Source organism: Microcoleus sp. K5-D4 (assembly GCF_036704575.1).
Taxonomy (GTDB): domain Bacteria; phylum Cyanobacteriota; class Cyanobacteriia; order Cyanobacteriales; family Microcoleaceae; genus Microcoleus.
In genome coordinates this window covers 1-13808 of record NZ_JAUBSD010000127.1, presented here as the reverse complement: position 1 = coordinate 13808, position 13808 = coordinate 1, and the positions used below count along the sequence as shown (strand labels likewise).

The window sequence follows — 13808 nt, the reverse complement described above, 5'->3', positions numbered from 1 at the left end:
AGTCGAACTCATGCACTGGCTAATTTCATAAATTCCTTTTTTTGTCAACTCCTAATACTGAACCGACGCCCTAGGAATCCACAAATATGGCAATTCCTCAAGCGCTGGTGGGAGAGGGTAAATTAGTGTTAGGTATAGAAAAATCTACAGGAAGTATCGAAGTGCCTGTGCCATTTGGCTTGCCAGCAGGATCAGGCTGGTATAGTTGGATACGATCGCGCCCAAGTCGTTTAGCTTGATACAGCGCTTGGTCGGCTGTGGCAATCAGAATTTCGGCTCCCGATTCAGATGCAGGAACAATACTCGCTACGCCAAGACTGAGAGTGACATATGGGCTCACTTGAGAACCAGCGTGAGGAACCTGCAAAGCTGCGATTTTGAGCTGTATGTGTTTGGCTACCATCACGGCGCCTTGAATCGCGGTATTTGGCAAAATAACGGCAAATTCTTCGCCTCCGTAGCGAGCTACTAAATCGGCGGGGCGATTGACTGCATTGCCGATCGCCCCGGCGACTTGTCGCAAACATTCGTCTCCGCCTTGATGCCCGTAAGTATCGTTGTAACTTTTAAAAGAATCAATATCGCACAGAATTAGGGACATGGGCGTTTGTTCCCGGGCTTGTCTGCGCCACTCCATTTCTAAATACTGATCAAACCGGCGGCGGTTTGCTAGCTGTGTGAGTTCGTCTAAAGTTGCCAAGCGCTCTAACTTGAGGTTGGCGGCTTGCAACTGCTGGTAGAGTTCTGCTTGCTTGATAGCGATCGCCAACTGGGTGGCCAGAGAAGACAGCAACTCTACTTCCAACTGCATCCACTGCCGGGGACTGCACTGGTGGGCCATCAGCAGCCCCCACAAATCGTCTCCTTGCACTAAAGGCACTACCAAATAAGCTCTCACCGCGAATTGTGCGAGCAAGTCAATTTGATATTGCGGCAAATCCGCGGCCAAAACATCGCCGATCGGTCGGATCGATCGATGTTGGTACGCTTCGAGATAAAACTGGTCAAAACAGAAATTTTCCAGGGTTTCCCCCAACATCGGCTGGCAGTTGGGAGCTACAGATTCGACTGTCACCGCCCCCGTCGCCGGACCGGCGCAGAGACTGCCGGTACAGGGGTTAAAGCGCACGATCATCACTCGATCGGCCTGAAGGAACTGACGCACTTCTGTCACTGTCGTGCGGAGCACTTCGCCCAAATCCAGAGACTGGCGGATGTGCTGAGTAATCGTCGCCATCAGCAGTTCTCGTTCGTTCTGCTGCCGCAGCGCCTCTTCTGCCCGCTTGTACTCGGTGATATCTTGAGCGGTACCGAAAATTTGTTTGGGGCAGCCGTCGGCGGTGCGGGCGAAAACTTGGTCGCGGCAGCGAAACCAGCGCCATTCGCCCGATCGATGTTTGAGGCGATACTCCAACTCCAAAATATGCCCGTCTTGGGTCGAGGGAAATTTTTGCTGGTGGGCTTTGAGCCTCGGCAAATCTTCTGGGTACACCAAACTGGAGTACAAAGCAGTTTGCATCTGTAAAATTTCTTGGGGAGTGTAGCCCAGCAATTTAGAAGCTTGACCGTTGACGTAGACGTTTCGCTGTTGGGTCAAATCGTAAATGTATAGCAAATAAGGCGCCGCGTCAGCAATCTGCTGGATGAAATGCTGGCTCGATCGCAATTCTTCCTCCACCCGCTGACGCACTTGCACTTCTTCCAAAGCTTGATCCCGCATTGTGCGGTAAGCTTGGATGCGGTGGGTGAGGTCAGTCACGTCTTGAATCACCAGCAGCGCGTAGAACGATGGGGAATTGATGCCCGGCCATATCGATGACGAAACTGAGGGTGCAGATTCCCTAGACAAAAAAGCACTTCTTGGTGATCCGACTCCGACTGTACCGTCTGATGCCAACTCAAGAGTATGGAGAACCCAGTCTCTAATCTCCTGTTCTTCTATGCCAGCCTCTAGGGCCGGCACAGCAGTCACAGTAGTTTGCTGAATTCGCTGCTGGCCGTCTTGCCAAGTTGCCGGAATCAGGTGTTTGTGAATTTGAGAAGAAAAAATTGTTGGCGGGCCTCCTGCAAAGATTTGCTTGAAGCGAGTGGCGTACTTTAACTGACTCAGGTGAGGAAAATGGGTTGTGATCTTTGTTCCCAATATTTGGCTGCGGGGAATTTTAGTCCACTCTTCTAGACAAGTGTTCCAAAACAGCACCACAAAATCATCTTGCAGCAAGCAGGCGCCGACTGGTACGCTGTCGAGAACCCCAAACTTTTCCTTAATACTTTTGCTCTCCTCAATCATAGACCCCCGGCAAGTTGATTGATAGCAGTCAACAAGGTGTCAAAGGAATTAACATTGAAAATAAGAATGATATCTCCTTCAATGTGAAGCCTTTCAATCATGAAACTGGTCTGAGCTAATAAAACAACTGTATCAGTAGCTAAACCGCCAGATACCAGCAAACTAGCAATCGTCCCTTCGCTATAAGTGGGAATTGAGTAGTTCAGGCGCTGCTGAAGTACGTTGCTGATTGCACCCATGACCCCATTAATTACAATATTTCCCACTTCACTCAGCGTACCAATTTTGACTGAATCAAGATCGTGAGTTCCAACTTCTTCCCCTGTAAGCATTGTCACCAGCAGGGCAGCGCTGTTGGTGGGAAAGACTAGCTGGGCAATGCCTCCAAAGGAGCCTGTGAATTTGAGCTGGACAGCGGCGATTTGCTCGCCGTTGAGGTGCTGCTCTAACTCTTCTTCCACGTCAATGGGAGTCAGTATTTGAAGATAGGGGATTTGCAAGCGAATCGGGGAGTCGATCATGTCGTTCAAAACCCCTGCGGCTTGACCGATACCGATGTTGACGAGTTCCTGCAAAGCATCGAGCTGTCGAGTGCTTAATTTCATTGGGTGCTCTCCTCGCTGACACTGAGAGCTTTTTTGATCCACCCGATCAGTTCATCTGAGTTGGGCATTTTGTGAATGACTGCCAGGGCTCCGAGTTCCATGCACTCGGAGCGGGTGCTTGCTTGGATGTCTGCGGTAATTACGATCACTGGAATTTTATATCCTCGATCGCGCATCGCTTGCAGAACTTCTCGACCTTCCATTTCTGGCATCAGCAGATCTAAGAGCATACAGTTTGGGGTTTTAGTGCCGAGCTGTTCTAGAGCTTCTGGGCCGCTGGATGCTTCCCAAGTCTCGTATCCTTCTGCTCGCAAGATTTTGCAGATTACCCTGCGAGTCAACCACGAATCTTCGACAACGAGAATTGATGTCACTACGTTCTCCTCCTTCTATTGTTTAGGACTGACCGGCGTTGCAGGTACTGCTTTTATCTTGACAGTAATTTAAAGTGCTGGGACGGTGTGTGATCGAGCTTCACTCGGAATTCCAGTTCTTAAAAACTAACGCATTAATGTGTGGGATAGTTTAGTATCTTGGACTATGTTAAGAAAAAACCCGGTTTCTGAATGAAACCAGGTTTGCGGGATCTCTATTGCTCTAACAAGGGCGCTCAATTATAGATTACCAAACGCTTCCGGAGGGACTCTACTCGCTGTTTTGCCGTGGTATTGTCTGGATGGCAGGCGAGAGCTTGTTCGTACATTTCCAAGGCTTGAGCTGTTAATTTCTTGCGCTCGTAGGCGTGACCCAGATTATTGAGAGATGTAACGTATTCGGGCTGCAACTTCAGGGCTTCTTTGTAGTGGCGGATTGCGATGTCGTACTGTTCTTGGCCAAAGTGTGCAAAACCGAGGGCGTTGTAAATAACAGCTTGATTTTCTTCGCCTTCTAAGTCTTTGGCTTTCAGGGCTTTTTGAAACAGTACGATCGCCTGGGAGTAAAGCTTCTTATCTAGATAGATACTTCCTAATTCGTAGTATTCCTGTGCTGTTCCTTTTTCTACTGTCAGCTTATTTTCTAAGCGTTCCAGAGACATTTCCAGCTTCCGAGTTTTGAGAATTTGGCGCACCACAAACCATGAAGTGCTGCCGAGTATAGCGAGCAGGACTGACAAGTAAACAATGAGTAAATTACTATCCATGTTTTTCTTAAATTTAGGTAGGTCTGTGGAAGGTTTTATTTATTTTAATGCGCTAGCAATCTCTAAGATTTGCCTCTGCAACTGTATAAAAAACAAGGAAATAGCGATCGATCGGCCCGATCGCGATTTCTGAAAAAGCAACAACCCAGAAGTAAGAACAAAGAAGGAAAATTGCTCTCAACCTCCTAAATTCATCAGGAGTTTTCCTTCTCTGGCAGACAGTTAAATCTTTCTTACTTCTGCTTTGTGCATTCTGAAAAGTAACCTAACTTTCAGGCTCCGGCTCGATTAGCCATTTCCACGACTTTACCGAATGTTGCAGGGTCAATAATCGCCATTTGTGCCAGCATTTTGCGGTTGATTTCGATGTTGGCTTTTTTCATGTTGCCGATCAGTCTGCTGTAGCTCGTGCCGTGCTGGCGCGATGCGGCATTGATCCGAGCAATCCACAGGCGACGGAAATCGCGTTTGCGTTTTTTGCGATCGCGATAACCGTTACGCAGGGCTTGCATCACCCGTTGGTTAGCTGTGCGGAACTGTTTCGACTGTGCGCCTCGGAAACCCTTGGCTAATTTGAGAATTTTTTTGCGGCGCGCTCTGGCGACATTACCGCGTTTTACCCGTGTCATCTTTAATTTCCGTTAAACTTTACAAGTATGGAAGCATTAACCGCACGTTAGCATCGTTGGTCTCGTCGATGACGACCAGCTTAGAGAGACGGCTTTTGCGAGCTGAACTTTTGTGCTGTAGCAAGTGGCTTTTGTAAGCTTTGCGGCGCACAATCTTACCGCTGCCGGTCGCTCTAAAGCGCTTTGCGGCTGCTTTGCGAGTTTTGAGTTTTGGCATGGACTGGTGTTATTTGGACACAAGCTTCTACCGTATCACGTTTGTGGTACTTTCTGCAAGGGAGATTTGCGGGTTAGGGGCAGCGCTGTATTTGGGGCAATATACATAATGCGCGATCGGGTAATCTTGCGGTAGTTTGCGGTAGTTTACACCTGGTATAAAATGTTATACCGCAGTTGCGGTATAATTAAGGGTTATATCTCGGGATTATCCGCAGGGTTAATATTTGAAAGCTGCTGGTGAGGCACTATATAAATTAAATTGAAAATGCAAAATTAATTATTGGTTATGGCGCTTAGAGACTCCCTTAAAAAAATCATTTTGGAATATCCATTGATCAGTAATGACAACTTCAAGGGACATTCCTTTGCTAGTTATGTCAAAAATGTAGTGCCGAAATCAATAAGTGCTTCATTGGAATTACCAGAAATATATAGCGTAAAAGGTTCCGCAGGGAATGGTTCTTGGGTTAAAGTTCCTTGGATAGCAATATTTAACAAGCTTGTAACTGAGAGTGTCCAGTCGGGGTTGTACTGTGTTTATTTATTTCGCGCCGACTTCTCTGGCGTTTATCTTTCTCTCAATCAAGGAATAGCAGATCAAAGAAAGAAGTTCGGACTTGGGAAGTCGAGGGACATGGTAAGGGATCAGGGCTGTTTCATTCTCAGGAAAATCGGGATTTTGACTCTTGTAGTGCCAAGAATGTCTACCTCCCCACAGACGACTTCACAGGCGTTTGAGACATAGGGGCAGCCACGGGGGGCAGCCCCTACAAGAGAATGAAACAGCCCTGGGTAAGGGATCAAGCACAACTATTTAAAGATAAGCTTGGTTCTGAAAAGCTCAGGGAATTTTCAGAACCTCTCGATATTCAGCTTGATTCGATATATTTTGCTATTTCTTGACTCCGAATTAAGCCGAGGTGTTCGCCGACTTCTACAAGAATAGCTGTGCGTACTGCACCACTATCTATCAGTGCTTCTGCTTCGTACACGGGCAACAGATTTGGATTGAGAACTCCTAGACTCACTAAGGCTTCATCAATGGCATTCCTTAGCTTGACTTCGGCTCGAACTGCACCCATATTTTTGCTGGGTTGAATTAGATCGCGAGCGAGATTTATCATATCGCCTCTTTTCGTCTAGAAAGTCTACCTTTGATTCTCGCCCTAATTTATGCTTGTAAGGTTCGCAGTGCACACCCTACAGTTAGAGTTTGTAGGTAAGTCTTACAGCGTATTTTCGGTTTAAGAAGTGCAGTAGGGACAAAGGCTTTCGCCGTGTCCCTACTGGGTTCTATCACTCTTGTGGGGTGGGCATCCTGGCTGCCCTAAACATACAAGTTAAATGCACAACAGCTTACTCATCTTCTGCATAGATAAACCGATACAATTCGCTAGGATCTGGTTCAGCGCTTTTCTCAGCAAAATCGACTGCATCATCAATTACTGCTTGAACTTTATTATCGATCTCTTTCAATTCTTCAGCAGTTGCCAAAGTTCGATCGATCAAATCAGCAGCCAACTTCTTAATCGGATCGCGGGGGAACCAATATTCCTTCTCTTCCTTAGAACGCAACTCATCAGGATCGGCCAAAGAATGGCCGCGAAAGCGATAAGTCAAAGCCTCAATCAAAGTCGGCCCCTCGCCGGTCCGCGCCCGCGCTACAGCTTCTTTCGCCACTTCCCGCACGGCCAAAACATCCATCCCGTCAACCTCAAAACCAGCCATGCCAAAAGCATGAGCTTTCTTGTAAATCAGCGGATCAGAAGTAGCTCGCTCGTGGGCCATCCCGATCGCCCATTTGTTGTTTTCCACAACATAAATAATCGGCAACTTCCACAAAGCCGCCATATTCAAACATTCAAAAAACTGGCCGTTATTTGCAGCACCATCGCCAAAAAAACAAGCAGTTACGCCATCAGAACTCTCATCCCCCAAAGCTTCGCGGCGGTACTTCGATTGAAAAGCCGCCCCCGTAGCTACAGGAATCCCCTCAGCCACAAAAGCATAACCTCCCAACAATCGGTGTTCGGCCGAAAACATGTGCATCGAACCGCCGCGGCCCTTCGAGCAACCAGTTTCCTTCCCGAACAACTCCGCCATTACCTCCCGCGCCGGGACGCCCGCGCTCAAAGCGTGAACGTGATCCCGGTAGGTGCTGCTGACGTAATCAGTGTCATCCCGGCGCATCGATCGAATCACGCCAGTAGAGACAGCTTCCTGACCGTTGTACAAGTGGACAAAACCAAACATTTTGCCCCGGTAGTACATCTCAGCACACTTGTCCTCAAAATAGCGCCCCAAGACCATATCCTCGTAGAGCATCAAGCCCTCATCCCGAGAAATGGTTACGCTTTGCGCGTCAAAAACTGGTAAAGTCCGTTCCTGAACCATAAATAATTAATACCCGACGATCGGCTTCCTAGACATCTAAATTTAAACCCAGATGGGACACAACCGCAGCAGAAAACGTTTGATCGTTTTCTGTGCAACAGTTCACCAATTGTTAAAATGAGTTTGGCAGGCGGGGCGGATTGCCCGGAGTCGGAGAACCAACTCCCCTCTAAACCCGATGCAAACGAATGATATAATTCCATTACTCTCAAACCCGAAAATGCTCAAGAGTCAAACCACTCATTTAGCTGACGGGCAGTGGGCCTTTGCATTTTCCTCACTGTAAAACGCTGTAGAGGGAAAAAAATCAGAGGATCTCTACGGCAAGTCCAACATACCGTGAATGGGGCGGTTGGAAGCCAACACCAGAATTTTTGATTTGGTTTGCGGGAGTATGTCACTTAAGATAGGCTAATTCAGTTGCTAGCGCTTTGGGGAAGTGGACAGTGTTAATTCCACTAGATTACTACCGGATTTTGGGTCTACCGATTCAAGCTACTGCCGAACAGTTGCAGCAGGCTCACCGCGATCGAACTTTACAGCTTCCGCGCAGGGAGTATTCCGAAGTTGCGATCGTCGCCCGCAAACAACTGCTCGATGAAGCCTGCGCCGTTCTGTCAGACTCAGAGGGGCGCAAAGCTTACGATGCCAGTTTTTTAGCCAAAACTTACGATCGAGAGTCGGAAGCCGCACAGGAAGCCAAGCACCAGAGGTCAAAAACCTCAGCAGGCACGGCCACCTTCCTGCAAGACGCAGGAGAAACCGCTCCGCCAGAGTCCAAGGCTTTAGAGGCTGCTCCCGACCCCCACACTCCAAGTATTGAAATCGATGACAACCAATTCGTAGGAGCCCTGCTCATACTGCAAGAACTGGGGGAATACGAACTCGTACAGAAGCTGGGTCGCCCGTATCTTAACAATGGCAGCATCGCGATCGCAGAAGGTCGTTTCGGCGACCCTCAGCTCGTGAGGCCAGATATAGTTTTAACCGTCAGCCTTGCCTGTCTAGAACTCGGCCGCGAACAGTGGCAGCAAGGTCAGTACGAAAATGCCGCAAGATCATTAGAAGCAGGTCAAGAATTGCTGCTGCGCGAAAGCCTATTTGCAAGCGTGAGGGGTGAAATGCAAGCCGACATATACAAACTCCGTCCGTACAACATTTTAGAGCTATTATCACTCCCCGAAGAAAAAGTCGCCGAGCGTCGCCGGGGACTGCAAATCCTGCGAGAAATGCTTCAAGAACGAGGCGGTATCGACGGTTCGGGAGACGATCGATCGGGTTTAGGAATAGAAGACTTCCTCCGGTTCGTGCAGCAAATGCGTAAACACCTAACCAGCAGCGAGCAGCAGGCGCTATTTGAAGCCGAAGCCGGCCGCCCCTCCGCAGTCGCCACTTACCTCTCGGTCTACACCCTGTTAGCCCAAGGATTTGCCGCCAGACAGCCATCGATGATCCGTCGGGCCAAGCTGATGCTGATGCAGCTCGGTCGCCGCCAAGACGTTCACCTGGAAAAAGCCGTCTGTTCCCTGCTGCTGGGCCAGACAGAAGAAGCCAGCCGATCCCTCGAACTCAGTTCGGAAAAAGAACCCCTGGCCTTCATTCGCGAACATTCCCAAGATTCACCCGACTTGTTGCCCGGACTGTGCTTGTACGCCGAACACTGGCTACAAGAAGAAGTGTTTCCCCACTTCCGCGACTTGGCCAACGAGTCAGTGTCCTTGAAAGACTACTTTGCTGACCCGAAAGTACAAGCTTACCTAGAAGCTTTGCCACAAGACGCCGAAACCGCCAACGAATGGGTAGTTGTGCAGCCCCGCTCGGGCAAGCCCCCGGCGCGACTGCAACCAGCAGCAGGCAGATCACCCGCTGCCATACCCCCACAGCCACCCACAGCCAAGCAGGGAGCCAGTACCGTCACCTTGACCCCCGTACCGGGCGACGCTTCCAGCGCAGCCTCGGGGGCGAAATCCCCGACAACGGTGGGCGCGCCGAGCGCTGTTGCCCCCGTCTCTATCCCCATAGCTACAGTGCCACACCCAGCAGAATCGACTTCCAAACATCGCAGACGCCAACATTCAGGGCACAGCGGAGCAAGCGGCAATGGGCTAAAGGGCGATTTGGTCGATCGGGCGCGCACCAAGGCAGCAGAACTTACCGCCAAAGTCAAGTCTATGCCTCCAAACAGGCTGGCTTTGTTTCTAGTCGCAGGTGTTCTGAGCCTGTTACTCCTGTGGTTAATACTCAGTCTGTTGGCTAGCGCGATGCAAGCCCTATCGGGCCCATCCCTCCAAGGAGAGCAAGCCCTAGTCCGCCTGGAAGAACCGCCCCTAGAAATCCCTGCCTTGGCCCCGGCCCCAGAGCCGAGCGCTGCAGGCGCAGTGTCGGGAGAAATCACTGAGGAATCAGCCGGACAAATAGTTCAAAGCTGGCTATCGGCGAAAGCAGCGGCTTTGGGCCCCAATCACGCTGTTGAAGAATTAAAGCAAGTTCTGACAGAACCGGCTTTGTCTCGCTGGCAATTGATGGCAGAAGCTCAACAGCGAAACAACGCGCACCAGCGTTATGTACACAAGCTGGAAGTTAATGGAGTTAAGACGAATCCGACTAATCCCGATCGCGCCCAAGTAGAAGCCCAAGTTGGGGAAAAAGCCGAAGTGTTCGATCGTTCTCAACTCGTTTCTTCGCGCAATGAAAACCTGCGGGTGCGCTACGACTTGATCCGCCAAGAGGGACAGTGGCGGATTATGGATTGGCAAGTGATTAAGTAAGGAATTGGTAATTAGTAATTGGTAATTTCTGCTTGCTATTTGCTAATTACCAATTTCTGATTATTAGTTAAATTTTTAATTCCAAAAGCGGGAGTTTTGAATTGCAGATTATTGTTGAAGGCTGGCGTTTTATTTATCATTCCTATTGCGTAGCCAATCAATTTCAACTGCTGGAAATGCTCGCTCGCCCGCGGCGAGGACAAATAGATCTTTTCCACCGCGATATGCCCTACATTGACGCGGCTTGGGAGACGAAAATTAGTTTGTTCGATCGCCCAAATGAAACATTACTTCGCAGCATTAAGAACCCTGCAGTAAATCAGTCAGCCGATGTTACCCTGCGAATGTACTGCCCGTGGAACTTCTCGGCCTCCCGCAGCGCTCAAACTTGGGTATTTGCAGCCACAGAATGGGGGATTGTTACCAGTTCAGTATTACAGGCGATGGGTGTTAAGTCGATCGCCGAAACTCCGGTTAACTCAGAAACGAAAATTATTACACCTTCAGCTTGGTCAAAAGCCGGCTTAATTCGCAGCGGTGTGGGGGCCGATCGCATTGCCGTCGTAGCTTTGGGTGTCGATCCTAAGATTTATTATCCTGCTGCAGGCGATCGGCGTCAATCACTGCGCGAAAGCTTCGGCTGGTCAAACTATTTTATATTTTTAAATATCGGAGGACAAACTGATCGCAAAGGTATTCGCCCTTTATTAAAAGCCTTCGCTGCGGTAGTTGACAAATATCCAGATGCGAGATTAGTTTTAAAAGGTTCTGAACTGCTTTATCCGTCGAGAGACGAGATTGCGGAAGCCTGCCGAGTTGTGCTCAACGATGCGGAAAGAGCGAGGGTTTTACCGAGATTAATTTATACTGGTAGCCAGCTATCTTTTGCTCAAATAGCAGAGTTTTACCAAGCTGCAGATGCTTATGTTTCTCCCTATTTAGCAGAAGGTTTTAATCTGCCGGTGTTGGAAGCTGCAGCTTGCGGTTTGCCTGTTATTTGCACGGAGGGCGGCCCTACGGATGATTTTACGCGATCGAACTTTGCACAGCGGATTGAGAGTAAATTTACGGCTGTGGTGAGTGACGGGGAAACCTTATATATCTTAGCTCCTGAGTGGGAACATTTGACTGATTTGATGCAAAGGGCGATCGAACAGCCTGGAATCGCTGCGAAAGCGAGGGTTGCGGGCCCGGCTTTTGTGGCTGAAAATTTTACTTGGAGGCGTGTAGTTGATCGATTGCTTGAGGTTATGGGAGGAGATAAAAAGAAAAAGGAGAAGTCTATTTTTGAGCCAATAATTTTGTAGTTTGGACGTTTCAAGCCCTAGATGGGGAAATAGGTTTTTTCCGGCGAAAGCGAAAATATTCGCAAGCTCAAATTAAAAATGTTTCAATCCCTGATAGGGTTTTAGGTTTTTTCCGGAATTTGCGGCGGGTCAATCTCTTGCTGATTTTTATAATTCGTTTCAATCCCTGATAGGGTTTTAGGTTTTTTCCGGCGAGTTGCCAGTTAACTTTATAAGGTCGTCGAAATTAGTTTCAATCCCTGATAGGGTTTTAGGTTTTTTCCGGCTTCAAAGTCTAGTCCGTGTCCACATTGTGGCAAGTTTCAATCCCTGATAGGGTTTTAGGTTTTTTCCGGCTTAGTTCCCTTAAGTTCGCCTTTGCTGTAGGCTTTGTTGTTTCAATCCCTGATAGGGTTTTAGGTTTTTTCCGGCTTTCTATTGCTGCCGCATCTTATCTAACGGGCGTGTTTCAATCCCTGATAGGGTTTTAGGTTTTTTCCGGCGCTGTGTCATAATGTCCTAGGAAGAAAGAATAAAGTTTCAATCCCTGATAGGGTTTTAGGTTTTTTCCGGCATAATGATGGGCGCTGATTGGTTCCGGCCTCGCTGTGTTTCAATCCCTGATAGGGTTTTAGGTTTTTTCCGGCAAATTGTTAGCTGCTTATTGCTAAGGTCAGCATCAGAGTTTCAATCCCTGATAGGGTTTTAGGTTTTTTCCGGCCGATCGGAATGATCCAGGCTATTGATGGAATCGGTTTCAATCCCTGATAGGGTTTTAGGTTTTTTCCGGCGTGCGGGTGTGAGTGATAATAATTGAGTAGCACTCGTTTCAATCCCTGATAGGGTTTTAGGTTTTTTCCGGCTTTGGTTTTCCTCAATCTTTGGGTTTTGGGCTGCTGTTTCAATCCCTGATAGGGTTTTAGGTTTTTTCCGGCTTTGCCTTTTCGATCCAATCAATTGTCTCATCTTTTGTTTCAATCCCTGATAGGGTTTTAGGTTTTTTCCGGCATTTTGCGGCTTTTGAGCGAAGCGGGAAGCGCTTCGGTTTCAATCCCTGATAGGGTTTTAGGTTTTTTCCGGCTTTGGGCAAAAGCTTATCGCGAAGCTAATCCCGGTTTCAATCCCTGATAGGGTTTTAGGTTTTTTCCGGCCCAAGCCGGCGGAGAAGGATATTAAATTTAATGCCGTTTCAATCCCTGATAGGGTTTTAGGTTTTTTCCGGCTTAATCATTCAAATCTTCTTATGCCATTATACGGTTTCAATCCCTGATAGGGTTTTAGGTTTTTTCCGGCTATTGGGAGAAGACGCCCTTGCGATATTCGCGACGCGCAGTTTCAATCCCTGATAGGGTTTTAGGTTTTTTCCGGCCACCAAAAAGGAGCTAAAGCTAAAATGCAAACTAGTTTCAATCCCTGATAGGGTTTTAGGTTTTTTCCGGCTCAATGAAGTGAGTTTGACACAACTTAAGGTTGAAGTTTCAATCCCTGATAGGGTTTTAGGTTTTTTCCGGCGTTACCAATTACTAATATTTTGGATGCTTTCGCCGCGGCTCAAACGTTTCAATCCCTGATAGGGTTTTAGGTTTTTTCCGGCCCGAGCTTTGAAGATTTCGGGCAATCAGTAAGTCATTAGTTTCAATCCCTGATAGGGTTTTAGGTTTTTTCCGGCCTTACCCTGCAAGGCTTTAAACGCATTCAACTATCAGTTTCAATCCCTGATAGGGTTTTAGGTTTTTTCCGGCGAAGAGTTGGATAAGGTTTTCAACAGGGTGTTAGTGGTTTCAATCCCTGATAGGGTTTTAGGTTTTTTCCGGCTGCCAGCGCCCAATTGCGCCGTCATCGTTACCGAGTTTCAATCCCTGATAGGGTTTTAGGTTTTTTCCGGCGTTACGCAATCCGCAGGCGTTAAAAGTGCCAGCTTTGTTTCAATCCCTGATAGGGTTTTAGGTTTTTTCCGGCCTCACCTGCCCGCAATAGGCAGAGGGGGAATCGGTTTCAATCCCTGATAGGGTTTTAGGTTTTTTCCGGCAAAGAAGGTAAGGTGCCAAACTGGGTCATTCCTGTTTCAATCCCTGATAGGGTTTTAGGTTTTTTCCGGCTTAGGTGCTGCCATCGGGCTAATCGCTATCGTTCAAAAGTTTCAATCCCTGATAGGGTTTTAGGTTTTTTCCGGCATACTGGGATGTACGTCTTCGTTTAGAGTGAATCGAGTTTCAATCCCTGATAGGGTTTTAGGTTTTTTCCGGCGTGATTCTCACCCGTCGCCAGTTCTTAACAGTTTGTAAGGTTTCAATCCCTGATAGGGTTTTAGGTTTTTTCCGGCATTTGATTGTTTAAATCACCTTTTTCATCAGTTAGTTTCAATCCCTGATAGGGTTTTAGGTTTTTTCCGGCATGGATTGATAAGCTGATACGCAGCTAGATTGTATAATATAAATATAAAATAAGCGCTCATTAGTTAGAATGTATGCCAGCC

The 13808-nt window shown here is 48.0% G+C and carries 11 protein-coding genes and 1 CRISPR repeat array; of the genes, 3 read left to right on the top strand and 8 right to left on the bottom strand.

Annotated elements, in window-relative coordinates; translation table 11 throughout:
* Positions 1 to 97 precede the first annotated feature (97 nt).
* From QUA77_RS26805 to rpmI, 6 genes are all read right to left on the bottom strand, one after another.
* Positions 98 to 2290, bottom strand: a complete 2193-nt coding sequence (locus QUA77_RS26805) for a diguanylate cyclase domain-containing protein (protein ID WP_333039642.1) — start codon at positions 2288 to 2290, stop codon at positions 98 to 100.
* Positions 2287 to 2895, bottom strand: coding sequence for a chemotaxis protein CheC (locus QUA77_RS26800; protein WP_333039643.1), 609 nt, complete (start codon positions 2893 to 2895; stop codon positions 2287 to 2289). The genes QUA77_RS26805 and QUA77_RS26800 overlap by 4 nt, the downstream gene beginning before the upstream one ends.
* Entirely contained in the window at positions 2892 to 3269 is a 378-nt protein-coding gene (locus QUA77_RS26795; RefSeq protein WP_333039645.1) for a response regulator, read from the bottom strand. The genes QUA77_RS26800 and QUA77_RS26795 overlap by 4 nt, the downstream gene beginning before the upstream one ends.
* 236 nt (positions 3270 to 3505) lie before the next feature.
* On the bottom strand, positions 3506 to 4036 hold the full coding sequence (locus QUA77_RS26790; RefSeq protein ID WP_333039646.1) for a tetratricopeptide repeat protein: 531 nt from the start codon (positions 4034 to 4036) through the stop codon (positions 3506 to 3508).
* A gap of 272 nt (positions 4037 to 4308) precedes the next feature.
* A complete protein-coding gene (gene rplT, locus QUA77_RS26785) occupies positions 4309 to 4665 on the bottom strand; it encodes a 50S ribosomal protein L20 (protein WP_006634165.1) in 357 nt (118 codons plus the stop codon).
* Positions 4666 to 4684: 19 nt separating this feature from the next.
* Positions 4685 to 4882 carry a 50S ribosomal protein L35 gene (gene rpmI, locus QUA77_RS26780; protein ID WP_006634164.1) on the bottom strand — a complete coding sequence of 66 codons (198 nt, stop codon included), beginning with the start codon at positions 4880 to 4882 and terminating at the stop codon, positions 4685 to 4687.
* 288 nt (positions 4883 to 5170) lie between these two features.
* Between rpmI and QUA77_RS26775 the strand changes: the two genes are divergently transcribed.
* Positions 5171 to 5629, top strand: coding sequence for an MrcB family domain-containing protein (locus QUA77_RS26775; RefSeq protein ID WP_333063128.1), 459 nt, complete (start codon positions 5171 to 5173; stop codon positions 5627 to 5629).
* A gap of 124 nt (positions 5630 to 5753) precedes the next feature.
* Here the strand turns inward: QUA77_RS26775 and QUA77_RS26770 are convergent, their stop codons facing one another.
* Together QUA77_RS26770 and pdhA are read right to left on the bottom strand one after the other, a co-directional pair.
* Positions 5754 to 6008, bottom strand: coding sequence for a hypothetical protein (locus QUA77_RS26770; protein WP_333063129.1), 255 nt, complete (start codon positions 6006 to 6008; stop codon positions 5754 to 5756).
* A gap of 232 nt (positions 6009 to 6240) precedes the next feature.
* Positions 6241 to 7278 (bottom strand): pyruvate dehydrogenase (acetyl-transferring) E1 component subunit alpha, encoded by a 1038-nt coding sequence (gene pdhA / locus QUA77_RS26765; RefSeq protein WP_333453588.1) that lies wholly within the window; start codon positions 7276 to 7278, stop codon positions 6241 to 6243.
* 446 nt (positions 7279 to 7724) lie between these two features.
* On the opposite strand from pdhA, the gene QUA77_RS26760 reads away from it, so the two are divergent.
* Both QUA77_RS26760 and QUA77_RS26755 read left to right on the top strand, forming a co-directional pair.
* Positions 7725 to 10046 (top strand): IMS domain-containing protein, encoded by a 2322-nt coding sequence (locus QUA77_RS26760; protein WP_333453586.1) that lies wholly within the window; start codon positions 7725 to 7727, stop codon positions 10044 to 10046.
* A gap of 101 nt (positions 10047 to 10147) precedes the next feature.
* Positions 10148 to 11353: a glycosyltransferase family 4 protein gene (locus tag QUA77_RS26755; RefSeq protein ID WP_333453584.1), complete on the top strand. Its 1206-nt coding sequence runs from the start codon at positions 10148 to 10150 to the stop codon at positions 11351 to 11353.
* Positions 11354 to 11433: 80 nt separating this feature from the next.
* A CRISPR array of direct repeats spans positions 11434 to 13726; the repeat unit is 37 nt; unit sequence GTTTCAATCCCTGATAGGGTTTTAGGTTTTTTCCGGC.
* Positions 13727 to 13808 lie beyond the last annotated feature (82 nt).

Bases quoted from the DNA above. Each gene is read 5' to 3' on its own strand.
- rplT (WP_006634165.1), bottom strand. From the start codon at position 4,665: ATGACACGGGTAAAACGCGGTAATGTCGCCAGAGCGCGCCGCAAAAAA.
- rpmI (WP_006634164.1), bottom strand. From the start codon at position 4,882: ATGCCAAAACTCAAAACTCGCAAAGCAGCCGCAAAGCGCTTTAGAGCG.
- pdhA (WP_333453588.1), bottom strand. From the start codon at position 7,278: ATGGTTCAGGAACGGACTTTACCAGTTTTTGACGCGCAAAGCGTAACC.
- QUA77_RS26805 (WP_333039642.1), bottom strand. From the start codon at position 2,290: ATGATTGAGGAGAGCAAAAGTATTAAGGAAAAGTTTGGGGTTCTCGAC.
- QUA77_RS26800 (WP_333039643.1), bottom strand. From the start codon at position 2,895: ATGAAATTAAGCACTCGACAGCTCGATGCTTTGCAGGAACTCGTCAAC.
- QUA77_RS26790 (WP_333039646.1), bottom strand. From the start codon at position 4,036: ATGGATAGTAATTTACTCATTGTTTACTTGTCAGTCCTGCTCGCTATA.
- QUA77_RS26770 (WP_333063129.1), bottom strand. From the start codon at position 6,008: ATGATAAATCTCGCTCGCGATCTAATTCAACCCAGCAAAAATATGGGT.
- QUA77_RS26775 (WP_333063128.1), top strand. From the start codon at position 5,171: ATGGCGCTTAGAGACTCCCTTAAAAAAATCATTTTGGAATATCCATTG.